This window comes from Acinetobacter amyesii, assembly GCF_002018365.1.
In the GTDB taxonomy this organism is placed as follows: domain Bacteria; phylum Pseudomonadota; class Gammaproteobacteria; order Pseudomonadales; family Moraxellaceae; genus Acinetobacter; species Acinetobacter amyesii.
In genome coordinates, this window is sequence record NZ_MVKX01000001.1 from 317479 (window position 1) to 340611 (window position 23133).

The 23133-nt window shown below is 40.1% G+C and carries 22 protein-coding genes and 1 tRNA gene; 10 read left to right on the top strand and 13 right to left on the bottom strand.

Annotation, left to right across the window (positions count from 1 at the left end):
• Positions 1-2 precede the first annotated feature (2 nt).
• The 7 genes from B1202_RS01505 to B1202_RS01535 form a co-directional block, all read right to left on the bottom strand.
• Positions 3-2129: a type I secretion system permease/ATPase gene (locus tag B1202_RS01505; RefSeq protein ID WP_078188757.1), complete on the bottom strand. Its 2127-nt coding sequence runs from the start codon at positions 2127-2129 to the stop codon at positions 3-5.
• Complete coding sequence (locus B1202_RS01510; protein WP_171262580.1) at positions 2126-3649, bottom strand: TolC family protein; 1524 nt, start codon at positions 3647-3649, stop codon at positions 2126-2128. The genes B1202_RS01505 and B1202_RS01510 overlap by 4 nt, the downstream gene beginning before the upstream one ends.
• 166 nt (positions 3650-3815) lie before the next feature.
• A complete protein-coding gene (gene lptB, locus B1202_RS01515; protein WP_078188759.1) occupies positions 3816-4559 on the bottom strand; it encodes an LPS export ABC transporter ATP-binding protein in 744 nt (247 codons plus the stop codon).
• Positions 4559-5125, bottom strand: coding sequence for a lipopolysaccharide transport periplasmic protein LptA (lptA, locus tag B1202_RS01520; protein WP_078188760.1), 567 nt, complete (start codon positions 5123-5125; stop codon positions 4559-4561). The genes lptB and lptA overlap by 1 nt, the downstream gene beginning before the upstream one ends.
• Positions 5115-5657 (bottom strand): LPS export ABC transporter periplasmic protein LptC, encoded by a 543-nt coding sequence (gene lptC, locus B1202_RS01525; RefSeq protein WP_078188761.1) that lies wholly within the window; start codon positions 5655-5657, stop codon positions 5115-5117. The genes lptA and lptC overlap by 11 nt, the downstream gene beginning before the upstream one ends.
• 35 nt (positions 5658-5692) lie before the next feature.
• Positions 5693-6232: a KdsC family phosphatase gene (locus B1202_RS01530; RefSeq protein WP_078188762.1), complete on the bottom strand. Its 540-nt coding sequence runs from the start codon at positions 6230-6232 to the stop codon at positions 5693-5695.
• A gap of 4 nt (positions 6233-6236) precedes the next feature.
• Positions 6237-7214, bottom strand: a complete 978-nt coding sequence (locus tag B1202_RS01535; RefSeq protein ID WP_078188763.1) for a KpsF/GutQ family sugar-phosphate isomerase — start codon at positions 7212-7214, stop codon at positions 6237-6239.
• A gap of 355 nt (positions 7215-7569) precedes the next feature.
• On the opposite strand from B1202_RS01535, the gene cysS reads away from it, so the two are divergent.
• From cysS to B1202_RS01550, 3 genes are all read left to right on the top strand, one after another.
• A complete protein-coding gene (gene cysS, locus B1202_RS01540) occupies positions 7570-8991 on the top strand; it encodes a cysteine--tRNA ligase (protein ID WP_078188764.1) in 1422 nt (473 codons plus the stop codon).
• A gap of 62 nt (positions 8992-9053) precedes the next feature.
• A tRNA-Gly gene (locus tag B1202_RS01545) sits at positions 9054-9129 on the top strand.
• Between the two features lie 627 nt (positions 9130-9756).
• Positions 9757-11856 (top strand): TonB-dependent receptor plug domain-containing protein, encoded by a 2100-nt coding sequence (locus B1202_RS01550; protein ID WP_078188765.1) that lies wholly within the window; start codon positions 9757-9759, stop codon positions 11854-11856.
• Positions 11857-11950: 94 nt separating this feature from the next.
• Here the strand turns inward: B1202_RS01550 and B1202_RS01555 are convergent, their stop codons facing one another.
• Positions 11951-12226 carry a hypothetical protein gene (locus B1202_RS01555; RefSeq protein WP_078188766.1) on the bottom strand — a complete coding sequence of 92 codons (276 nt, stop codon included), beginning with the start codon at positions 12224-12226 and terminating at the stop codon, positions 11951-11953.
• Between the two features lie 418 nt (positions 12227-12644).
• On the opposite strand from B1202_RS01555, the gene B1202_RS01560 reads away from it, so the two are divergent.
• Together B1202_RS01560 and B1202_RS01565 are read left to right on the top strand one after the other, a co-directional pair.
• Positions 12645-13352 (top strand): glutamine amidotransferase, encoded by a 708-nt coding sequence (locus B1202_RS01560; RefSeq protein ID WP_078188767.1) that lies wholly within the window; start codon positions 12645-12647, stop codon positions 13350-13352.
• 66 nt (positions 13353-13418) lie between these two features.
• The gene (locus tag B1202_RS01565; RefSeq protein ID WP_078188769.1) at positions 13419-14048 is read left to right on the top strand and encodes a LysE family transporter; all 630 of its coding nucleotides are present in this window, start codon (positions 13419-13421) and stop codon (positions 14046-14048) included.
• A gap of 81 nt (positions 14049-14129) precedes the next feature.
• Here B1202_RS01565 and B1202_RS01570 read toward each other — a convergent pair whose 3' ends face one another.
• On the bottom strand, positions 14130-14726 hold the full coding sequence (locus tag B1202_RS01570; protein WP_078188771.1) for a YceI family protein: 597 nt from the start codon (positions 14724-14726) through the stop codon (positions 14130-14132).
• 293 nt (positions 14727-15019) lie between these two features.
• On the opposite strand from B1202_RS01570, the gene B1202_RS16555 reads away from it, so the two are divergent.
• Complete coding sequence (locus B1202_RS16555) at positions 15020-15535, top strand: nuclear transport factor 2 family protein (RefSeq protein WP_228145117.1); 516 nt, start codon at positions 15020-15022, stop codon at positions 15533-15535.
• 65 nt (positions 15536-15600) lie between these two features.
• Here B1202_RS16555 and B1202_RS01580 read toward each other — a convergent pair whose 3' ends face one another.
• The 4 genes from B1202_RS01580 to B1202_RS01595 all read right to left on the bottom strand — a co-directional run bounded on the left by B1202_RS01580 (position 15601) and on the right by B1202_RS01595 (position 19495).
• Complete coding sequence (locus B1202_RS01580) at positions 15601-16101, bottom strand: GNAT family N-acetyltransferase (RefSeq protein WP_078188773.1); 501 nt, start codon at positions 16099-16101, stop codon at positions 15601-15603.
• Between the two features lie 122 nt (positions 16102-16223).
• The gene (locus B1202_RS01585; protein WP_078188774.1) at positions 16224-16439 is read right to left on the bottom strand and encodes a hypothetical protein; all 216 of its coding nucleotides are present in this window, start codon (positions 16437-16439) and stop codon (positions 16224-16226) included.
• A gap of 182 nt (positions 16440-16621) precedes the next feature.
• On the bottom strand, positions 16622-18610 hold the full coding sequence (gene tkt, locus B1202_RS01590; RefSeq protein WP_078188775.1) for a transketolase: 1989 nt from the start codon (positions 18608-18610) through the stop codon (positions 16622-16624).
• Positions 18611-19069: 459 nt separating this feature from the next.
• Complete coding sequence (locus tag B1202_RS01595) at positions 19070-19495, bottom strand: pilin (protein ID WP_078188777.1); 426 nt, start codon at positions 19493-19495, stop codon at positions 19070-19072.
• A gap of 444 nt (positions 19496-19939) precedes the next feature.
• Here B1202_RS01595 and metK point away from each other — a divergent pair, with 444 nt between their 5' ends.
• From metK to B1202_RS01615, 4 genes are all read left to right on the top strand, one after another.
• Complete coding sequence (gene metK, locus B1202_RS01600; protein WP_078188779.1) at positions 19940-21106, top strand: methionine adenosyltransferase; 1167 nt, start codon at positions 19940-19942, stop codon at positions 21104-21106.
• 169 nt (positions 21107-21275) lie between these two features.
• A complete protein-coding gene (locus tag B1202_RS01605) occupies positions 21276-21716 on the top strand; it encodes an SMI1/KNR4 family protein (protein ID WP_078188781.1) in 441 nt (146 codons plus the stop codon).
• A 151-nt stretch (positions 21717-21867) separates the two neighbouring features.
• Entirely contained in the window at positions 21868-22212 is a 345-nt protein-coding gene (locus tag B1202_RS01610; RefSeq protein WP_078188782.1) for a hypothetical protein, read from the top strand.
• 146 nt (positions 22213-22358) lie between these two features.
• On the top strand, positions 22359-23060 hold the full coding sequence (locus B1202_RS01615; RefSeq protein WP_078188783.1) for a VIT1/CCC1 transporter family protein: 702 nt from the start codon (positions 22359-22361) through the stop codon (positions 23058-23060).
• Positions 23061-23133 lie beyond the last annotated feature (73 nt).

A 23133-nucleotide genomic window follows, 5' to 3' on the forward strand; every position in this document is an offset into this window, starting at 1 on the left:
ATTTAAGCCCCAGCTACTTTTTTCTGAGCATTCTGATTCAGAATTTGATCACGAGGCCCATCCATAACAATTTTACCTTCGTTCACCACAATAATGCGGTCAACCAACTCAAGTACCGCACGACGGTGTGTTGCCACCACCATAGTTCGGTTTTGTAAATAACCTTTTAAATGATCGATCAACTGCTTTTCAGATACGTCATCAATGGCCGCTGTAGGTTCATCAAGCAATAGAATATTGGGTTGACGAATCAATAAGCGTGCAAGCAGTAAAGCTTGGCGTTGACCTCCAGAGAAGCCGACACCACCTTCTAAAATGATATGGTCTAGCCCTTCTTTTTTCTCTTGAACAAAGTGAATTGCACCCGTAATTTTCAGTACTTCGATCAATTGTTCATCAGTCGCCAACGGTGCACCTAAGGTCAAGTTTTCACGAATCGTACCGTAGAATAACTGTGCATTTTGGTTCAATAGCCCCATATCACGACGCACATCTGCGGGGTCGATTAAAGACAGTTCAATCCCATCTAATTTAACTTTGCCTTGTACAGGCGTTTGCATACCCGATAACAATTGAAGTAGCGTCGACTTACCAGCACCATTTCGGCCTAAAATTGCGATTTTTTCTCCAGCCTTAATTTCCAGTTTTGGAATTAAAAGACTTGGACGTGGATCATCTTCACCATACTTAAATGACACACCATTGAGTTCATAATGACCATTAATTGATGGTCGATGAATAAGGTGAGAATAATCCGGTTGATCGACAGGTTTCTTCATGAGTTCATCAAGACCTGCTTTCGCCACTTTAGCCTGTTGTAAACGACCTAATACCCCTGCCAGTGCAGAAATCGGCGCCAACATTCGTGAAGACAAAATCGAACATGCCACCAAAGCACCTGTGGTCATTTCACCTTTCATCACAGCAAAACAGCCGACAAGTACAACGATTGCAAACGTTAGACCCTGAATTTTTTGTGTCCATGCCGACATTAAGCCTACAATTTTACGTTGACGCATGCTGACATCAGCAGACACTTCATTCATGTGGTTCCATTGGTTTTGGAAGCGTGATTCAGCACGAAGTAATTTGATATCTTCCATGCCTTGTACAGATTCAACCAATAATGCATTACGGATCGAAGACTCGCGCATCCCCATTTGTGCAAGTTTAGCCAATGGTTTTTGCGCCAAAATCCCTGGAATAATCATCAAAGGAACCACCAACAGCATAACCCAAAATAGATTGCCGCCAATTAACCAGAAGATGAACAGGAACAAGAAGAAAAACGGTAAATCGGCAATTGCGGTAACAGTCGTCGAAGTAACCATCTCGCGCACACCCTCTAATTCACGAATCTGTGAAATAAAAGTACCCGTTGATTTTGAGCGTTCGCTATTTTTAATTCTTAGTGCATGACCAAACACACGATCTGAAATTTTCAAATCGGCACGTTTACCAATAATATCCGACAAATAAATTCGTGAAACACGTAGTGCAAATTCAAATATCGCCGCAATTAACACCCCACCTGCAAGTACCCATAAGGTTGGCACAGATTGAGATGGAATGACACGATCGTACACGTTCATTGAGAACAAAATGGTGGCAAGGGCCAAAATATTCGCCATTAATGATGCAAACATAATGTCGATGTAGCGTTTCCAGTCTTTTAAAACAATCGACCAGAACCAATTTTTTTCAAACGGCTTGATGTATTCATCGACACGTGCATCAGGTACAGATGACTCTGGACGCAGAATATAAATATTGCGAACACCATGGCTCAATCTTTCAATAGAGAAGACTTGAGATAGGCCTTCATCTCCACTCAATTGGACACTGGCATTACCGTCTACGTCGATGCGTTCTACCACACCCACTTCACCACTAATAAACTCAACCAATACCGGTAAGCGCCATGGATTAAGCAAATTTATGTCATATTTGTTTTTACGAACACTTAATCCAATTTGGCGTGCCATGACTTCGACCAGTTCATCGGCATTTTTGTGTTGATTCCAATCCAACTGTAAACGTATACGTTCTTCAGAGGGTTCAATTCGATAATGCTTTGCAATATTCAGAACCGCTTGCAGCCACGGTTGATAATTTATTGTATTACTCATGGCTGAACTTCAAACCCCTGAATAGATATATTATTAAGTTCATAAATATTTCGTGAACGCCCTGTCACTTGAATGTACTGTGCAAGTGCTGAGTAGATATCATATTGCGATGTCACAATTTCTTGTGCGGCACTATGTATAGCTTGCTCAGCATTCAATAGATCGACAACCGTTCGAGTTCCTAATTTATATTGTTCTTGATACAGCTCTTTGGTTCTTACCGTCGTTTCACGGCGCTGCACCAATATCGACATTTGACGCTTTTTATTTTCGATTTGTTCACGAATCATTCGGACTTGATCAATCACATCCAAATACACTGTATTCACTTGTGCTTTTGCTGCTTCTTCAGCATAGCTTGCGGCACGTGTTTGCGCTGCGATTGCTCCACCTTGGTAAAAATTACTGGTTGCTTCCAACATGATTGAATTATATAAACCATCATCTTCATCATTATTTGGATTACGGCCATTCACCGCCTGACTCAGACTACCTTTGACATTAAGAGTTGGATAAGCACTTAATTTTGACTGTTGCTTTTGCAGTTTGGCAACTTCAACTCCAGCTTGAGCTTGCATCATGCTCGGAATCATCTTGAAGTCCGGATCATCATACAATGCCGCTGCAGTTAAGATCCGATCGGGTATCACCCAATTTATCTGACTCACGTCAAAACCTAACAAGGTACGCAGACGCTGTTGGTACTGTCGAAGCTGAGTTTCTTGCACGATTAAATTTGATTCAGCAGCTTCTAAATTTGACTTAGCTTGAATAGGGTCTGCTTGACTACTGATCCCTGCGGTTGCACGTAAGTTAGCAATCTCAGCAATCCGACTCACACCAGCAATTTGCTGCTGTGCAATTTTAGCGACTTCTTGATATCGTTTAATGTTGATAATGGCATTTGCAACATCAAAAGAAACTTCATCCAAATTCACAAGCACATTGGCCTGTTCTTGTAACATTTTTGCTTCTTCGATACCGACAGCACTTTTGGTTTTACCAAAGTCATATAGCATCTGCGTCGCATTTAAAGACACCAACTGACGTCCACGCTCGCCTTTGGTCAGATCTGCGGTGCTCAATCCACCTGAAATTTGGGGATAATATGCAGCATTTGCAAGGTCAATATTGGCGTTTTGCGAAGCAACTGTAGCAATACTTTGCGTAATTTCTGGACGTCTTTGCACGGCGATATGTATCGCATCAATAAAACTTAAATTCTTCGCTACCGTGTTTGGATTATAGTTGCCTTGTTGCGTTCGACCATAAGCAACAGCAGGCATTTCTTGGACACGTGAGGTATCTAAATTATATTTACTGAGTTCGGTGATGTTAATTTTTTCGGCAGAAGGTTTAGGCTTATTAGGTAAAAAAATCTTATCTAATGTCTTTTGAATGGTACTTTGCGCAGTGCCAGTATCTGCTGCATACACTGAACCAATGGAAAAGGGTAATAATAATATACAAAAGAAATTGCACTTATTTTTACGCGGACGCCCAACTTCTGGACCATTCATCTTTCGTAATCGCATGATTTTTGCAGGTCGTATTTTTAGTTTAAAGTATACTGAATTCTTGTTAATTTTTTAGATTAATCGCTCAGTTTTTGTCATTTCAGACAATAACATAAACCCGCTGAATGAAACTAGCGCCATTCAACGGGAAATTTCTTATTTTATTCAATTAAACAGTAAAATCATCACCAAGGTAAACTTTACGTACTGTTTCATCTGCAAGCACTTCTTCTGGAGTACCTTCTGCAATCACTGAACCTTCGCTCACGATATAGGCATGCTCACAAATCGCAAGGGTTTCACGTACATTATGGTCGGTAATTAATACACCAATACCACGATCTTTCAATGTTCGGATAATGTCTTTGATATCACCCACTGAAATAGGATCGACCCCTGCAAAAGGTTCATCTAGCAACATAAATTTAGGGTCTGCCGCTAACGCACGCGCGATTTCCGCACGGCGGCGCTCACCACCCGACACACTCATACCAAGAGAATCTTTAATATGAGTGATTTTAAAGTCAGCAAGCAATTCCGTTAAACGTTGCTGACGTTGTTGCTTATTTAGATCTTTACGGGTTTCTAAAATCGACATGATATTTTCAGAAATGGTTAATTTTCTAAAAATAGATGCTTCTTGAGGTAGATAACCAATACCTTTACGTGCGCGCTCATGCATTGCCAAGTCAGACAAATCAAGATCATCTAAATGAATCTCACCTTTATCCATACGCACTAGGCCAACAACCATATAGAAACTTGTAGTTTTACCTGCACCATTTGGACCAAGTAAACCCACAATTTGACCACTTTGCATGCTAAAGGACACATCCTTTACCACCCAACGCTTACTATAGTTTTTGGCTAAATGTTTAATACATAAAGTTTGAACTTGCGAGGTCTGCTCCATTAATCACGTGCTCCTGGGAAGGACTTAGTGCTTGACGGTGGAATCACGATTTGAACTCGACCTGAAGAAGATCCAGATTTATTTGGCGTACCTTCAGCAACGATATCGCCTTTATTCATACTGTATTTCAGGCTATTACCACGAATACTTGCACCATCTTGTTGTAACAAAGCACCACCCGTCATGGTGATAATACCTGTTTCAGCATTGTAGACGATTTTCTGTGCTTGGCCTTTTGCATAGCCTTTCGCAGGGTCAGTTTTTTGTTGAAAATGTGCTGGCCCACCCGTTGCTGTAATCATACTGATCTCTTTTTTGCTGTTTAAGTTCGCAACGATTGAGTTTGCCTGCAGCTTCATCGAACCCTGTTCAATGATGACATTACCTGTATACGTCGTAATCCCGGTTTTTTCATTAAACGTTGCACGATCGGCAACCAGTGAAATCGGTTGATTACGGTCTGAAGGCAAAGCAAAAGCTGCAACTGAACATAACGCCAGTGAACCGAGTAGCGCTGTACGTTTTAGGAAAGTTTTTGCAGTTTTTCGATTAAAATTATGGTTCATACTTTCCTCGAATATTAAAAAATTCGTATTGACCGTCGTTTAAATTTGCTTTTAAACCTTGGCTGACAAATTCGGCTTGTGGTGAAATCACCGTTACAGTCTTGTCCGTTTCTATTTCACGCTGTTTTGGAAAAGCAGTTAGTTCCTCAGTACGAAACTCCATTTGCCCTTCACGCATCAATTTCGTTGCAACCACATTGTCACTCAGTACGACTTTTTGGTTATCGTCCATACCATTGGCTTGTTTGGCAAAGAACGTGGCATCGACAGCACCATCTTGATAGGTTGATGCTTTTAGATTGACCAAATGAGAAGTTTGCTTTTGCAAATCCTGCTCAAGTCGATCGACTTGCGCACGAATATGCAATTTCCCCTGCTCATCAGTCTGCGTCAGGTTAATGTTTTCAGCTGAGTAAGTCATACTTTTCGAAGAGTCCGCCTGAAGCTTATTACCCTTTCCACCGAAATAGTAAAAACCACCGCTTACTGCAGCAATGACCACAGCTGTCACGTATAAAACTTTAGTATCCATAAGCGGAGATTCAATCCAATGACTGCATCAATTTATTAATAAGGTGCACTTGCATATTTTTCAAGTAGTTCCTGGTATACACCTTTAGAAACTAAAAGCATATCGCAGATTTCACGAACAGCACCACGTCCACCCATCGCCTGAGTAACAAGATCTGCACGGCGACGTACTTCTAAATGTCCATTCGGTACGGTCACTTTCATCCCAGCAATAGCAAAGGCTGAAAGATCGGGCCAATCATCGCCCATATATAGGCAATCTGAAGGATCAATACCAAACTGTGCACAGGCTTCAGTCAAGGCAACACCTTTGTCTTCACGTCCTTGAAAGACCAAATCGACACCTAAGTCAGACATGCGTTTTTCAACAATATTACTTTTACGGCCAGTAATAATGATGACTTTGATACCCGCTTTTTGCACCAACTTCATGCCTAAGCCATCTCGAATATCAAAAGATTTGATTTCATCGCCGCTATTGGTCAACGTTACAAATCCATCACTTAAAATTCCATCTACATCCAGTACTAGTGCTTCTATGTGACGCGCTTGTTCTAGCAATACATACGATGCCATTTTCTTAATTTACCCCAGCCTGAATCAGATCATGCATGCTGATAATCCCAATCACTTTATTGGTATCATCAACGACTACAAATTGTGTAATTTTCTTTTCGTTCATACGTTCTAATGCATGTACCGCGCGTTCTTCTTGTGAAATCGTCAAAGGATTTTTAATCATCACTTCTGAGACTTTCATATTCACATCAAAGCCTTGCTGTTTATCAATCAAACGACGTAAGTCACCGTCGGTAAAGATACCCAATAAGGTATCGTTTTCATCGACAATCGTGGTGAGACCCAAACGTTTATTTGAAATTTCATACAGAACTTTATTCATTGGTGTCTCTGGCGACACTTTTGGTAAGTCTTCACCTGTATGCATAAGATGTTTTACATGCAATAACAAACGTTTACCCAACGCTCCAGCAGGATGAGAACGTGCGAAATCATCTGAAGTAAAGCCACGTGCATCCAATAATGCAACTGCAAGGGCATCACCCAAGGCTAATGTTGCAGTGGTACTTGAGGTCGGCGCTAGACCCAATGGGCAAGCTTCTTGAATATTACCCAAGGTCAATGCGACATCGGCATTTTGTGGCATTGGGCCTTTATTGTCGCCACTCATAGTAATTAGAGGAATGCCCAAATGTTTGATCAACGGCATGAGCATCATAATTTCATCACTCTTACCTGAGTTTGAAATTGCAATGAGCACATCACCTTTAACCAACATGCCCAAATCACCATGCCCAGCTTCACCCGGATGCATGAAGAAAGATGGCGTACCTGTCGAGGCAAACGTAGCGGCCATTTTACGACCGATATGACCCGATTTACCCATACCAGTAATCACTAAACGCCCTTTGCACTGTAAAATGATTTCGCAGGCTTGGCTAAAACGATCATCTATTTGCGTCGCTAATACTTGTAAAGCATGCTCTTCAATACGCAAAGTTTCTAATGCGACTTTCTGAAAATCGACTTGATTCGGCATATTTGGTGGATTCAAAGTTGTTATACCTTAAGCCGTGAGAGGTGCGCTCTCACTTTCAAAATAAAAAATTTTCACAATTTTATCATATCTATGCAAATAGCACGTTTCCAAATGTATAAGAATTCATGAATTATGCAGAAAAGATGCATTTCTTCATTTTTATCTTCCGGACAGATAAATTGAATTCCGTATTCGAATGAGATTCAGCCTGAACCCAATGAGCCTTCTACGCTATTTTTAGCAACGCAAAGACATCAAGCATTAAAAAATATCTGCTTTTTTGGGTTTTAACTTTATGAATAAAAATGCTTAGGTTAAGATGAGCCATCTTTTGGTAGAAACAATTTGAAGAGCTATGCAACCTTTTGTTCTATATAACTCAGAGCAACGTAAAAAAGTAGAATTCGTACCTCGTAAAGAAGGACATATCGACATGTATGTCTGTGGAATGACCGTGTATGACTACTGTCATATTGGTCATGCTCGAGTTATGGTTGCATTCGACTACATTATCCGTTTCCTGCGCAGTCAGGGCTGGAACGTTAAATACGTTCGCAACATTACCGATATTGACGACAAGATCATTGCCCGTGCCAATGAAAATGGCGAAAGCATTACTGCTTTAACCGATCGCTTTATCAAGGCCATGAACGAAGATGCTGCCAATTTAGGTTGTGCAGCACCTGATGAAGCACCACGTGCAACAGACTATATCGATCAAATGCAGAATATGATTGGTAACTTGGTTAACAAAGGTACAGCATATCCATCTGCAAATGGCGATGTTTATTTTGAAGTTGAAAAGTTTGCCAAATATGGTCGTCTTTCGGGTCGTAAACTTGACGATATGCAGGCTGGTGCTTCTGAACGCGTTGATGTAGAAGTAGAAAAGAAACATCCTTTTGACTTCGTGCTTTGGAAACATGCCAAAGAAAATGAACCTTCTTGGGCTTCGCCTTGGGGCAATGGCCGTCCGGGCTGGCATATTGAATGTTCAGCGATGTCGACCTGCTGCTTAGGTAACCATTTTGATATTCATGGTGGCGGTTCAGACTTAACTTTCCCGCATCATGAAAATGAAATTGCGCAATCTGAGGCATCTACTGGCGAACAGTATGTTAATTACTGGATGCATGTCGGCTTTATTAATGTCGATGGCGAAAAAATGTCGAAGTCTTTAGGTAACTTCTTCACTATTCGTGATGTGATGGATAAATTCCACCCTGAAGTGATTCGCTTCTTTATTGTGTCATCACATTACCGTAGCCCAGTAAACTTCTCTGACACTGCTTTAAAAGAAGCGAAAAATACCCTTTCCCGTTTCTATCATTCATTTAAAGCGTATCAACAAGTCTATGGTGAAAAAACCGTAGAAACTTTGGATGATGCTTTAGTTGAGCGCTTTAATGCCGCTATGCGTGATGATTTCAACACCGCAGAAGCTATTGCAGTATTGTTTGAAGTCAACAAAGAATTGAACCGTGCCGTAAAAGATGAAAATGTTGAACAAGCGGCTGTGTATTATTCGACATTGCGTCACTTGACCAATATTTTAGGTTTGGTGCAACACAATGTGGATGATTTTCTGAAATCTGATATCGGTCAGGAAGCATTAGGCTTATCAGAAGAACAGATTGAAGATTTAATTCAACAACGTAAAGATGCAAAAAAGGCCAAAGAATTTGCCAAAGCAGATGAAATTCGTCAATCTTTGTTAGATCAAGGTGTTGTCCTTGAAGATACTCGTCAAGGTACTATTTGGCGCCGTGCTGATTAATTAAGCAAACAGAAGCATAGAGAGTTGACAGTTGTGTGAAATTCTCTATAATTCACCTCATTGCGGGAATAGCTCAGTTGGTAGAGCATAACCTTGCCAAGGTTGGGGTCGGGAGTTCGAGTCTCCTTTCCCGCTCCAAAATACGAAAAACCCTCATCGAAAGATGAGGGTTTTTTTATGTCTAATTTTTTCTTCAACGGCTTATTTTTAGATGTATTTACTCATGTTATGCACATGAAAGCCATTTCACATTTTTAAAATAATATTTAAATCTATTCGACGAAGTCTTACATTTAGGGATTGAATACAGGGATTAGCCTTCGGCTGGAGGTACTCTTACGAAACGTTGTTTCTCATTCGGCAAAATGAGGTGCGAAGCTTCGCAAGGAAACCATCTTGCGGTGTAATGACTTCACTGACAAAACACATTCACTACCGTCAAATTATTCAACGTATCGCAAAAACATTTTTGATTAGAAGTCGTCCTGTCTCAAACACTTGCGGATGACATTACCGCGTATCTTTTTTATTTGAAGCAAAGTACGCTTCTGATGTAACTGCGTCACATCAGTGATTTATTATATTGTAGCGACGTTAATAGGCCTGAATTATCTTCCAACCATTTAAACTTCCCTATTGCAGTATGACCTTTCGCCTACCTGTTAAAAAATAATCTAACGAAATGCTCATCTCGGCTATTTTCCTCAATTTTTCTCCATAATTTTCCGTTATTCTTTGCCAAAATTACATTTGGACAACCAAATAATGCACGGCGCGCACACCACACTCAAACTGACCAGCTTAAGTTACGCATTACTTACAATATCAACATCAATTTGGGCCGCAGATACTGTTCAAAATCCCCAAGAAACTGCAGCAGTTCAGCAAATGGAAGCTTTAACATTTGAAGTTCCAACAGCAAGCACAAAGCCCAAAGACCCAGATATCAGTGCTGTCGCAAAAACTATTATAAGCCGTGATGAAATGTTGAAATTTGGCGATCAGTCCATCAATGATGCGCTGCGCCGTGCTGCAGGGTTTCAACTGCCTGGTGCTGGCGGTGGTCCACGTGGTGGTGCAGGTACTGGCGGCATGCGTTTTCGTGGTGGTGGCGCACCCGTGTTCTTAATCAATGGTGAACCTGTACAAGGTGGTCCTCGTGGTGGCATGTCAGTTGTTGATAGCATTACACCGGAAATGATCGAACGCCTTGAAATCACCAAACAACCGAGCGTTGCTCAAGGCTCGGTTGCTTCATCTGCTGTCATTAATATTATTTTAAAAGAACCATTGAATGGCACGCGTTTGAGTGGATCTGTACGTGCTGGTTATGGTCTGACGAAGTCAAATACACGTGAAGAAGAACGCACCAATTTAAACTTTCAAATGGATGGTCGATCAGACCCTTGGATCTATAGTTTATCTGGCAGCCAAATGTGGAATGACTCAGATACGGTCACCCGTACACAAGATGCAACAGGAACGAAAACTCAAAAACGCATCACCAATCGTACGTCGCAAATGCTGACCCCACGTGTTGAATATCAACTTGATGATCAACAAAAATTGGTCGCTGAAATGTTTTATCGCAACAATGAAAGCGAAGGCACAAGTGGCTCCCAAGTCCAAAAAGATAAAAATGACAGCATTCGACTCAACACACGATATGAGCGTAAAGACCAAGGTAATTCTGACAAAATTCGCTTATCAATCGAGCAGCAAAATGAAACGGAATTAACAGAGTATAGAAATTCTCAATCATATATTGATGAACAAATTAATGAATATGGCTTAGGCTACGACGGTGTCCGCAAGTTCGACTCAAAACGCCAAATAAAATTTGGTACTGATCTACGTAGCAATGAACTTGAAAGCAATATTGCAGAGACCTTGGATGAACAATTGTATGCTGCCTATGTTGAAGGAAGTTGGAAATATACGCCGCGCCAAACCTTAACTCTAGGTGTACGCCAAGAGTGGATTGATCGTTCAGGTTTAGTGGATTATCAAGATCAGCATTTGAGTCCTGTATTAGCACACCGTTTTGACTTTAATGACCAATGGTCACTCCAAACCAACTTGAGTCAGGCTTTTAAAAATCCACGTAGCAATCAATTGATGCCGACGGTTTCAGTTTCTACAGATAGTGACGCAGGGACACTAAACAACCCTGATCGTGGTGGTAATCCTGACCTAAGACCTGAAACTATTAATGCTTACGAAACAACCCTAGGCTATAACACCCCTGCTGGCGGTGTAAATATCACTGCCTATTATCGAGAAATTAATGACTATATCGAAAAATCGATCCTGTCAGAAAATGCTACAGGCGGTCGTTGCGAAACAGGAAATACCGATTGCCGTTTTGTCGAACGCCCATATAACCAAGACAGTGCAACTACTTATGGTGTGGAAATTGCTGGACGTTATGCACTGAAGCAAACGGAGAATGGTCATTCATTTATGTTGAATGCTCAGCTTTCAACTGTACGTGCAAAAATTGAAGAAACTGACGGCTCTGATCGTTTGGCAAGTGATGTTGCACCTTATACCGCAAGTGCTGGTTTATCTTATAACTATCAACCGTGGCGTATTGCAACAAGTGTGAACCTCAATTACACCCCTGAATATACGCGTGCGCTGAGTAACGAACCTTACAATCGCACCAGCAATGAACGTGTCAACATGGATGTGAGTTTTACTAAACGCTTTGATCAAAATTGGTCTGCATCGGTCAATGCACGTAATATTCTCAGCTCAGATTATAAAGAAGTGTTAAAAGAACAAAGTTCTGGCGTGCTATACCAATCTCGTATCAATGAAGCAATTCCAAGCTTTATGTTTACCTTAGAAAAGAAATTCTAAACCATTTCTAAGGGACTGCTAAGAAATTCAAAATAAAAAACCGATATGTTGTCAGTATCGGTTTTTTTATGCATACACGACACACGACCGCAGACTAGCGCTCAATTGCCTTCAACATTTTCGCAATTTTTAGGGTATGTTGCTTCTGCCCTTTTTTCTCTAAGACTTTTTGCTCAACCCACCATAAATATTCAAAAATTTCTGATTCACTTGAATCCTCTTGAATTAATTTAAAAATATTGGGCAAATAATCATCATATTCATCACGTAAAGCAGGAATACGGCGAATCCCTAAAGGGTCCCATTCCTTTAATAATATTTTATGTATCGCATGCAAGAGACTGGCATCTCGATTATGTTTTGACTGCATACAAGTTCCCTGGCTTATATTTTTTTACCTTTAAAATCAGTTATCTAATTATGTGATGATATTAAAAGAAAAATGAACTGTTGTTTGTCGAAGATTTCATCATACGCATCTCTAAACGCTTTTCCATTGGTTTTTCATCTTTTTTTTATAGCAAACTAAAGCTTTATCAAAATTTCATGCACTTTTTCTCATAAATTTTGCCAATAAAGCCTTTCGGGAATCCTTTACTTCACAGTACAAAGGTTTTAAATGCTAAGTTCAATCTTCGAACCCAATCACTCAAAGAAAAAACAATACGCTTCAGCCAATTTCTATATTTATCTCTTTTCGTAATTGTGAAAAATTTACAGTTTTCCTTTTTATTCTCAGACAATTCAAGCTACATTCTATTTTGAAATCTTAATCCTGAAAAATCCCTATGAGTACTGCATTAAACGAAACCATCTATATCATTCAACACCTTGCATTTGAAGATTTGGGTTCATTGGAAGATGTATTTTACCAACTGGGGTATCGGGTGAGATACTTCGAAGCTGGTGTCGATGACCTGAGTAAAGCTATGCAACATACAGGGCTTACCATCATTTTGGGCGGCCCGATCGGAGTCTATGAAACTAATGACTACCCTTTCCTACAAAAAGAAATAGACTTACTTAAAGTACGCTTAGAGAGTAATTTACCAACTTTAGGCATTTGCTTAGGTGCTCAGCTTATTGCACACGCATTGGGAGCGAAAGTTTATGCAGGTCATAGCAAAGAAATCGGTTGGAGTACCTTAGAACTTGAAGCCATTACTCACAATATTTTAGCGCCATTAGATCAAGTACCGGTACTGCATTGGCATGGTGATACCTTTGATTTACCAACAAATGCACAGCTACTCGCCAGCTCGGCAATTTACCCGAATCAAGCGTTTAGCTATGGGCCCAATATTTTGGCCCTACAGTTTCATATTGAAGCAGAAGCACAGGCCATGGAAAAATGGCTGATTGGGCATACATGTGAACTGCATAAAGCACAAATTAACATCCCAAATTTACGCATGGAAAGTCAACAACATGCACCTCATTTAGAAGGTGTTGCTCCCATGATTTTGCAACAATTTTTACAACAGCTTGAGCTTTAAAATAGCTATTAATTTAATGCTAAATGGCTTATAACGGTTGCACTTTAAAACGTATAAGCCATTAGAATGACTCCCTTACTCAGCATTGCACTCATCCACTTTTTTGCTCTCATCAGCCCAGGCCCTGACTTCTTTTTTGTCACTCAAAGTGCTATTCGACAATCTAGATCACATGCATTATTTGCCGCATTAGGTATTTCACTTAGTATTTTAGTTTGGTCAATTTGTGCAATAAGTGGCTTACATTTTCTATTTCAAAAAATGGCTTGGTTACAACAATGCCTCATGATTTTGGGTGGCTTGTATCTTTTATATTTAGGCTCTCAGTTATTAAAGTCTGCATGGAGTAAAGACCTCGGCACAATAACGAAACCAACCGAGCAAGCTGTACAGAAAAAATCGCCTTTGACGCTGTTATTCCAAGGTTTCTTGACCAATATGGCCAATCCTAAAGCATTGGTTTATTTCAGTAGTGTATTTTCCATTGGGATCAGTGCAAAGGTCAGTATTTTTGATCAAAGCTCTTTATTGGCTTTAGTCTTTATTGAAAGTTTGATTTGGTTTGCATTGGTTGCGGTCTTATTCTCAGCACCTAAAATGACCCATTACTATCAAAAATTTAGTAAAAAAATTGACGCAATTACCGGTGGAATCTTCATCAGTTTTGGCTTCCTATTGCTGCTCAATCGCGATTGATCACACACCAATTAAATATCTTGAAGACATAAAAAAGCACCCAAATGGGTGCTTTCCTAACTTAGCTGAGGGAGCTAAATCTTATTTCGCTGCTGCCTTTGCTGTAGACACAGCAGCTTCAGTCGTAATATTTACCGTAATTTTGTCGCCTACATTCGGTACATATGCACCTACGCCAAATGCTGAACGATCAAAAGAAGTCGTTGCATTGAAACCAATCGTTTCCGCCTTAGTCATTGGGTGAACGGCTTGCTTGTTCAATACAGCGTCCAATACCACTGGTTTAGTCACATTTTTAACTGTTAAATCACCCGTGATTTTGTATTTAGTTTTGCTGATCGCTTGAACTTTTGTACTTTTAAACGTGATATTTGGATATTTTTCAGCATCAAAGAAATCAGCTGTTTTTAAATGATCATCTAATGCTTTGACATTGGTATTTAAGCTTGATAATGGAATCGTCACATTCACAGACGAATTTGCAGGTTTTGCATTATCGACATTGATTGTTCCTTGAATGTCACTAAAGTTTGCAGAAGGCGTTGAGAAACCAAAATGATTCCAAGTAAATACTGTTGCTGTATGAGTAGGATCAATTTGATAGGCAACAGGTTTTGCCATAGAAATTGTTGTAACTGATGCTACTGCCAAACCGATTGTTAATGCTTTAAAGTTCATGTTTTTATCTCACTTTCGAATACCATTAAGTCTATAGATTTTTAGCCGTATTACAGCTTTAAAGATAAAACGTTTTGTTGCATGTTTAGAACGATAGTTTTGTAAAATCTGTAGCAGCATCTAAAACCATTCTCAATTATTAAATTTCCCATATATTTCAAATGATTAATAATTTAATCAGACTATGAGCTATTTATCCCAAATTTAGGAAACATCAACCTATCTAAGTCGTAGGTTTTCAAAACAAATCCACTTAAGATTTTTAGACACCATAAAAATCTGAGTACCCTAAAATGACAGAACAATCGCTGGCTATTGAAAAAGCCTTAAACACTAAAATGCCCAAAGATGTCGTTTTGGCATTTCTTATGAATACGTCAAAAGAACTCGTTGAAAATGCAACTCAGCTACTGGTAGCTGAAGACGCAGCATATGTTTCCCTAAACTTTAGCAACCCAGAACTCAAACAAATCGAGCCATGGGCAGGGTCTGGAACAGGCAGAGACATCTATATTTATACCTTTGCCAATGTCGGAACCTACTGGAATATCGACGACTTTCAAATCACGGATATGATCGCTGAAGATGAAACCGTAGCCGTATTTGGTCAATTCACCTACACCTCAGTCTATGCAAAAAATACTTTCACCTCGCCTTTTTCAATTAAAGCCAAAGTTCAAAACGGTTTAATCAGCTTTTTCCAATTTATGGAAGATACCTATGCCTCAGCATCATCGTTCCGCGTAGGTGGAGAATGGATCATTCAGCAAGATGCAGACCCGACTAAAAACTTTAAAGTTTCAGCTTAATACTTAGATGCAGCAGCTCTTCACGCAAGAACTGCTGTTGATTTGGAATGGCCTTTTACACTGAGTTAATGACAGCGGTATTGGATAAATCCTGTTTTCCTTGCGATTTGATCATACAGTTTTTGCGCAGTTTCATTGTCCTGATGCGTAAGCCAATACACACGGTCACACTGCCTCTGATCACAATATTCTTTCACTTTCGCGATCAGCGCCTTGCCAATGCCTTGGCCTCGATAATTGTCATGGGTATATAAGTCCTGCAAATAGGCATAAGGCTGTAATGTCCAGCAGCTCTCATGTTCAATGACATGCACGATCCCAACCACTTGATGATCAATCACAGCTGCAAAGCCATAGATATGTTCGCAGTCAGCAGCATTTAACCTGTGCCACGTTTGCTCGGTCACAGCATCCGCCACCTGACTTTTATAAAATTCTAAATACAGCTCCCAAAGCGGCAGCCATTGGTTTTTTGATATTTCTGTTAAATTTTTAATCTGTATTTGCACGTTTGATGTCTTTTTTAAATGATCACTGTATTTTTTATAACTGAAATAAAGCTTCATGTGTTGAAAACACTGTATTTAATGCGCTCTTTTTTAGTCTTGGATGGACTTTTTCTTATCCGTTTTATAAATACGATAGGCAAATAAAAAGCCCGAAGATTCGGACTTTTTAGCCATTCAGCTTATAGCTTTTCAACCAAGATCCGATCTACCTGTTTTAGACCTGTATGCTTTTCATGGTTCTTACGGCGAATCTTAATCACTTTGTCTTCTTGCAAATCTTGCAGCATCAATTCTACTGCAACCATGGCTTCAAGCTCTAAGTCCGTGCCTATCCATTTCTGTTCACCAGCATCCATCAGTACAATTTCATCATTTATCTGATCGTAAAGGCTCATCGTTTCCTCACTTGGGGCAACATTGCACCCGTGGCTGAATACTGCATGAATGAATTAATTTTAAACCAATGCTTTAATTCATTCGTTACAAATCGTTATTTCACAATTAAAAATAAGTTTAATTACTGCAATAAAAAACGCCCCTTCTCTGGGGCGTCTTTTTTACTGTTAATCTTTATAGATTAAGCGGTAATTTCTTTCACTGCAGCAACAACAGCATCAGCTGTGATACCGAAGTGCTTGTACAAGTCTATTGCTGGAGCAGATTCACCGTAAGTCGTCATACCGATTACACGGCCGTCAAGACCTACAAATTTCCACCAGTAGTCCACATGCGCAGCTTCAACAGCAACGCGCGCGCGAATAGCTGCTGGAAGAACCGCTTCACGGTAAGCAGCGTCTTGTTTTACGAATTCTTCAGCACATGGCATAGAAACAACACGTACGCCTTCAAGCTGTGCGTAAGCATCCATTGCCAATGAAACTTCTGAACCAGTCGCAATGATGATTGCTTTCAATTCGCCTTTTTCTTTTGCAAGTACATAACCGCCTTTCGCTACGTCAGCAATTTGATCAGCTGTACGTGTTTGGAACGGCAAGTTTTGACGAGAGAAGATTAACGCTGTAGGGCCTTCTGAACGAAGTAGCGCAGATTTCCAAGAAATAGACGCTTCTACAGTGTCACATGGACGCCAAGTATTTAGGTTTGGTGTACCACGTAAAGATGCAATTTGCTCTACAGGTTGGTGTGTAGGACCATCTTCACCTAGACCAATTGAGTCATGTGTATACACATGAATAACACGCTGTTTCATCAATGCAGACATACGCACTGCATTACGCGCATATTCCATGAACATCAGGAATGTTGCTACATAAGGAACGAAACCACCATGCAGCGCTACACCGTTTGCAATAGCAGTCATACCAAATTCGCGTACGCCGTAGTGTACGTAGTTACCCGCTGGGTTAGATTCAACGCCTTCTGCGCCTTTCCATAAAGTCAGGTTAGAGCCTGCAAGGTCAGCAGAACCACCTAGAATTTCTGGAAGCTGTGGTGCAAATGCTTGAATGGCATTTTGGCTCGCTTTACGAGTAGCGATTGTTTCAGCTTTTACATTTACTTCGGCAATATATGCATCTGCTTTTGCAGCAAAGTCAGCAGGAAGGTCACCAGAAAGACGACGTTTGAGTTCAGCAGCTTCTGTTGGATATTTAGCAGCATAAGCAGCAAATGTGTCGTTCCAAGCAGATTCAGATGTAGTACCTTTGGCTTTTGCATCCCAAGCTGCATAAACATCAGCAGGAATTTCAAATGGACCTTCAGTCCAGCCTAATGCTTCACGAGTTAAAGCGATTTCATCATTACCAAGCGGCGCACCGTGGCAATCTTCTTTACCTTGTTTGTTTGGCGAACCTAAACCAATAATGGTTTTACAGATAATTAAAGTTGGTTTAGCTGTTTCAGCTTTCGCTTCAACAGTTGCTGCGCGGATTGCGTCTGCATCATGACCATCAACTTTAAGCACTTGCCAACCGTATGCCAAGAAACGCTGTTCTGTGTCGTCAGAGAACCAACCTTCCACTTCACCGTCAATTGAGATGCCATTGTCATCGTAGTAAACAACTAATTTACCTAGACCCAAAGTACCAGCCAATGAACATGCTTCGTGAGAAACACCTTCCATTAAACAGCCATCACCTAAGAAACAGTAAGTGTTGTGATCTACAACTGTAATGTCATCTTTGTTGAATTGAGCCGCTAAAGTTTTTTCAGCAAGTGCAAAACCTACAGCGTTTGCAATACCTTGACCCAATGGACCCGTAGTTGTTTCGATACCCGGTGCATAACCCAATTCTGGGTGACCTGGAGTTTTAGAATGCAATTGACGGAAAGATTTCAAATCTTCAATAGACAGGTCATAACCTGTTAAGTGCAATAACGCATATTGCAACATAGAGCCATGGCCGTTTGACAATACGAAACGGTCACGGTTTGCCCATTGTGGGTTTGCAGGGTTGTGGTTGAGGAATTCACGCCACACCACATCAGCAATATCTGCCATCCCCATTGGAGCACCTGGATGTCCTGAATTTGCTTTTTGCACAGCATCCATTGCCAATACACGAATTGCGTTTGCAATACGACGTTCGTTAAGCGGGGTTGTCATAGGTCAGAGTCCAAACAAATGGTTTAAAAGAGTAAGATGAATAAGAATTCAAAGATGTGCATATTGTCTTAAAAAAAGCGGAATGGGTAAAGCCTCAGGGGCAAATTTTCGCTAATTATTCCTGCACCACCTGTATTTTGGGCGCTTATTGCTCAATTTCAAGCCTATGCATGTCGTTTATTTTGTATACAGTGATGCTTTTATATGGCGAATCAATGACAACGCAATGCATATTTAGAGTTTGGTGGTGAAAGCAAACGCTTCATAACTGATAAAAGTCCGCTACATCGAATGGAAATCGTGAATATAAATAGCAGTCAAAGTTTGTCCAGATAAATGACCATTTGAAATTTGATTTCATATAAAATACACCCACTACGGTTTGGGTAACTCAAACAGCAAACTCATCCCTTTGAAATCAGCACTTATCCAATATACTCACGGTTTCACATTCAATATTTATATGCCACGACATGTAGCAGGTAAATTTCGCTGCGAAATATCATCCGATTGACAATTCCAAGCACCATCCAAACCATCTGGAATACTAAAATAGATCTGCTTTGAGCGAAGACCAAAATTGACATCTGTTGATTTAAAGGTAAAAACCACTGAACACGTTCCTGCTACATCAGTAATTTCACTACTCGCAATATACTTGGTACTGATACTTTCATTCAGCGCTGTATTCAAATCTACACAGCTTTGTTCTGCTGAATAATTTTCAATCAATTTTAATTTATAGGGTGAAATCATTGTTAATACTTCAGCCACTTGCGCCCGAGCAACATAGCCATTGTAAGATACAGTAGCAATTGCAGCCAAAATACCGATGATTGCCACCACGATCATAATTTCAATGAGTGTAAAACCAGACTGTTTCATTACGTTTCCCCATTCAACGTAATGACAAATAGGCAATTTGCATACCAAGTCTCAAAAGCCCGCACTTATTGTGTTTTATTTTTTAAATTAAACGAATAATTGTCATTTACAGTCATATTCTGACAGTTCATGACATTCATCATTGGTAAATCTTAGGATACTGATTTGATTTTTTCTTATAATTGATTCACTTAAAATGCCACTTTAGGCAATTTAACGCTTAATCACATTGTTGCTTGTACCAAAGCCCAATATCTCTGTTTTATCTCATCATAAAAAATTAAATTGAGAAATCCATAGCTCATATCAATTTTTTAGATGCCTATATCAATTAAAAAGTCATTGAAATGAATTAATTTCATCCAATTTGGTCATGTTGAGCTAGTCCTAAACGCTTTCTCGATGTAACATATTGCGTCTTTAAATTTAACTGTGATAGGACTTATGCGCGAGTACGCTGTATTTACCTCGGAATCTGTAAGCGAAGGCCATCCGGATAAAATGGCTGACCAAATCAGTGATGCTATTTTGGATGCAATCTTAAAAGAAGACCCATATGCACGGGTTGCTTGTGAAACGCTTGTAAAAACGGGTGCGGTTGTACTTGCCGGTGAAATCACAACAACTGCAAATGTTGACTTTGAAGCGATTGTTCGTAATACCGTAAATGGTATCGGATACCATCATTCAGATCTTGGCTTTGATGGTTCAACTTGTGCCGTGATCAACATGATCGGTAAACAATCACCTGAAATTGCTCAGGGCGTTGACCGTCAAAAACCTGAAGATCAAGGTGCAGGCGACCAAGGTTTAATGTTTGGTTATGCAAGCCGTGAAACTGATGTGCTTATGCCAGCACCTATTTCATATGCGCATCGCTTAATGGAAAAACAAGCAGAACTACGTAAACAAGGCAAACTTGCTTGGTTACGTCCTGATGCAAAAAGCCAAGTAACATTTGCTTATGAAAATGGCATGCCAGTTCGCTTAGACGCAGTTGTACTTTCAACTCAGCACGATCCAAAAATTACCCAAGCTCAATTGAAAGAAGCGGTAATTGAAGAAATCGTGAAAAAAGTGATTCCTGCTGAAATGTTCCATGCAGACACTAAATTCCACATCAACCCAACAGGTATGTTCGTCATTGGCGGCCCTGTAGGCGACTGTGGTTTAACAGGCCGTAAAATCATTGTAGATACTTACGGTGGTATGGCTCGTCACGGTGGTGGTGCGTTCTCTGGTAAAGATCCATCAAAAGTGGACCGTTCTGCTGCTTATGCAGGCCGTTATGTTGCTAAAAACATTGTGGCTGCCGGCCTAGCTGACAAATGTGAAATTCAAGTGTCATATGCGATTGGTGTTGCAGAACCAACATCTATCTCGATCAACACATTCAATACTGCAAAAGTATCTGAAGATTTGATTATTGCACTTGTACGTGAACACTTTGACTTACGTCCATACGGTATTACTCGTATGTTGAACTTGATTCAACCGATGTACCAACAAACTGCTGCGTATGGTCACTTTGGTCGTGAAGGTTCTGATACCGCATTCACATGGGAAAAAACTGACAAAGTGGAAGCGCTTAAAGCATCTGCTGGTCTTTAATCTTAATAGATTAATTTCTCAAAAAAGCCTGCATTGATTGCAGGCTTTTTTATGCCCCATATGTCCATAACTAAAACATCTAGGATAAAAATAACTAGTGTAAAAAATATTGACTAAAATTTACGCCTAGCTTATTCATAAAACACCAAAATAATTTAAGAACAACATCATGCCCTTTCCATTAGACTTAAAATTTATTACTGCAACTGAAGAACAATTAGGATTTAAGTTTCCAGAAAAATATAAGGCCAAAATGCAAATTGAAAATGGTGGCGAATTCGGCATTAGCTTTTCTAATGCGGATGAATTTGAAGATGATGATGACATCGAAGCTTGGTGGCTTATTCCCTTCCAAGACACCAGCGATGTGAAAAGAATAAAACGTACAACGAATCATCTAGCCGCAGAACATCAATCCATCAGTGAAATCGAAGACTTCCCTGAAAACAGTATTGCAATTGCACATAACGGCGATGGCGATTATTTATTGATGCGTACGGTAGACGATGCGCAATTAGGGGAAGAAATATATTTATGGCGCCATGAAGACAGTGAATTTATCTATCTACTTGTGACTTCAATTGAAGAATTATTTAGTCAAAACCCTTAACGTTATAAGCAGATCTGAAGCCTTTCAAACTACAAAATAAGCTGGATAAAATTACACTAAATCAACAATTTTTGATCGATTTTTGAATATTTTTTCAGCTAATATAAATTCAGCCCATGCTACGGGCATAACAAAAAAAGGAAAGATCAAAATGAATAAATTACTTGTTGCTTTAGGTTTGGCTGCAACTGTTGCACTTGTTGGCTGTAATAAAGACAAAGCGCCAGAAACAGGTGCAACAACTGGTGAACACCTAGAAAACGCTGCTGACCAAGCAGGCCATGACATTGCTGATGCAACTTCAGAAGCGGCAACTGCGACAGCGACTGCTGTAGATAATGCTGCAACTGCAACTGCGACAGCAGCTGACAATGCTGCAGAAAATGCTGAAGCTGCTGCACACAATGCAAAAGAAGCAGCTAAAGACGCGACTGCTGCAACAGCAGGTGCTGTTGAGCAAGGTGCAGCAAACGTGAAAGAAAAAGCTCAACAATAAGCATTCTTTAAAAAAAGCACCTTCGGGTGCTTTTTTTATATTTGTCTTTTGTTCAACGTGTTGGTTCAATCCATTTTTAACTTGAAATTTAACTGACGTCAGGTCAATCTTATGACGTCATATAAATAACAAATTTAGAGAAAAGAATGTCTTATTCACATCATTCCGAAAAACATTTTATGGAGCGTACAGGTTGGCTACGTGCATCTGTACTCGGTGCAAATGATGGCATTATTTCCGTCACCAGTTTAATTATGGGCATGGCAGCAAGTGGTGCTTCTAGCCATACCTTACTCATTACCTGTATTGCAGGACTCATCTCTGGTGCAACCTCTATGGCTGCGGGCGAATATATCTCTGTGAAATCTCAAGAAGACGTCGAAAAAGCAGATCTTCACATGGAACATAAAGAATTACAACGTAACCCAGATATGGAGCTCAAAGAGCTGACTCAAATTTATGTAAATCGTGGGTTAGAGCCAACCCTAGCCCATGAAGTTGCAGTCCAATTGACGGCCCATGATGCACTAGAAGCCCATGCACGAGATGAAATTGGAATCCATGACAATACAGCAGCAAAACCCGTTCAAGCAGCACTCTCATCGGCTTTAGCATTTTCTATTGGCGCACTATTTCCGATGGTTGCGATCTTGATCAGTGCTGACATACATATTGAAAAAACTGTTATGGCCGTAGGCGTGATTTCCCTAGCACTCCTCGGTGCCTTAGCCAGTTATGCAGCAGGCACTTCTATGTTGAAAGGCAGTCTACGTGTTGCGCTTTGGGGCATTGCAGCCATGCTTTTTTCTAGTTGGATTGGTTCTTTATTTAATGTAAATCCCGTTTAACGCTCGCTTTATCAGTTTTTCATATATGTTAAATCAATTATACGCAGCAATGATTGAGTGATTTTTCAACAAT

Bases quoted from the DNA above. Each gene is read 5' to 3' on its own strand.
- B1202_RS01505 (WP_078188757.1), bottom strand. From the start codon at position 2,129: ATGAGTAATACAATAAATTATCAACCGTGGCTGCAAGCGGTTCTGAAT.
- B1202_RS01510 (WP_171262580.1), bottom strand. From the start codon at position 3,649: ATGAATGGTCCAGAAGTTGGGCGTCCGCGTAAAAATAAGTGCAATTTC.
- lptB (WP_078188759.1), bottom strand. From the start codon at position 4,559: ATGGAGCAGACCTCGCAAGTTCAAACTTTATGTATTAAACATTTAGCC.
- lptA (WP_078188760.1), bottom strand. From the start codon at position 5,125: ATGAACCATAATTTTAATCGAAAAACTGCAAAAACTTTCCTAAAACGT.
- lptC (WP_078188761.1), bottom strand. From the start codon at position 5,657: ATGGATACTAAAGTTTTATACGTGACAGCTGTGGTCATTGCTGCAGTA.
- B1202_RS01530 (WP_078188762.1), bottom strand. From the start codon at position 6,232: ATGGCATCGTATGTATTGCTAGAACAAGCGCGTCACATAGAAGCACTA.
- B1202_RS01535 (WP_078188763.1), bottom strand. From the start codon at position 7,214: ATGCCGAATCAAGTCGATTTTCAGAAAGTCGCATTAGAAACTTTGCGT.
- cysS (WP_078188764.1), top strand. From the start codon at position 7,570: ATGCAACCTTTTGTTCTATATAACTCAGAGCAACGTAAAAAAGTAGAA.
- B1202_RS01550 (WP_078188765.1), top strand. From the start codon at position 9,757: ATGCACGGCGCGCACACCACACTCAAACTGACCAGCTTAAGTTACGCA.
- B1202_RS01555 (WP_078188766.1), bottom strand. From the start codon at position 12,226: ATGCAGTCAAAACATAATCGAGATGCCAGTCTCTTGCATGCGATACAT.
- B1202_RS01560 (WP_078188767.1), top strand. From the start codon at position 12,645: ATGAGTACTGCATTAAACGAAACCATCTATATCATTCAACACCTTGCA.
- B1202_RS01565 (WP_078188769.1), top strand. From the start codon at position 13,419: ATGACTCCCTTACTCAGCATTGCACTCATCCACTTTTTTGCTCTCATC.
- B1202_RS01570 (WP_078188771.1), bottom strand. From the start codon at position 14,726: ATGAACTTTAAAGCATTAACAATCGGTTTGGCAGTAGCATCAGTTACA.
- B1202_RS16555 (WP_228145117.1), top strand. From the start codon at position 15,020: ATGACAGAACAATCGCTGGCTATTGAAAAAGCCTTAAACACTAAAATG.
- B1202_RS01580 (WP_078188773.1), bottom strand. From the start codon at position 16,101: ATGAAGCTTTATTTCAGTTATAAAAAATACAGTGATCATTTAAAAAAG.
- B1202_RS01585 (WP_078188774.1), bottom strand. From the start codon at position 16,439: ATGAGCCTTTACGATCAGATAAATGATGAAATTGTACTGATGGATGCT.
- tkt (WP_078188775.1), bottom strand. From the start codon at position 18,610: ATGACAACCCCGCTTAACGAACGTCGTATTGCAAACGCAATTCGTGTA.
- B1202_RS01595 (WP_078188777.1), bottom strand. From the start codon at position 19,495: ATGAAACAGTCTGGTTTTACACTCATTGAAATTATGATCGTGGTGGCA.
- metK (WP_078188779.1), top strand. From the start codon at position 19,940: ATGCGCGAGTACGCTGTATTTACCTCGGAATCTGTAAGCGAAGGCCAT.
- B1202_RS01605 (WP_078188781.1), top strand. From the start codon at position 21,276: ATGCCCTTTCCATTAGACTTAAAATTTATTACTGCAACTGAAGAACAA.
- B1202_RS01610 (WP_078188782.1), top strand. From the start codon at position 21,868: ATGAATAAATTACTTGTTGCTTTAGGTTTGGCTGCAACTGTTGCACTT.
- B1202_RS01615 (WP_078188783.1), top strand. From the start codon at position 22,359: ATGTCTTATTCACATCATTCCGAAAAACATTTTATGGAGCGTACAGGT.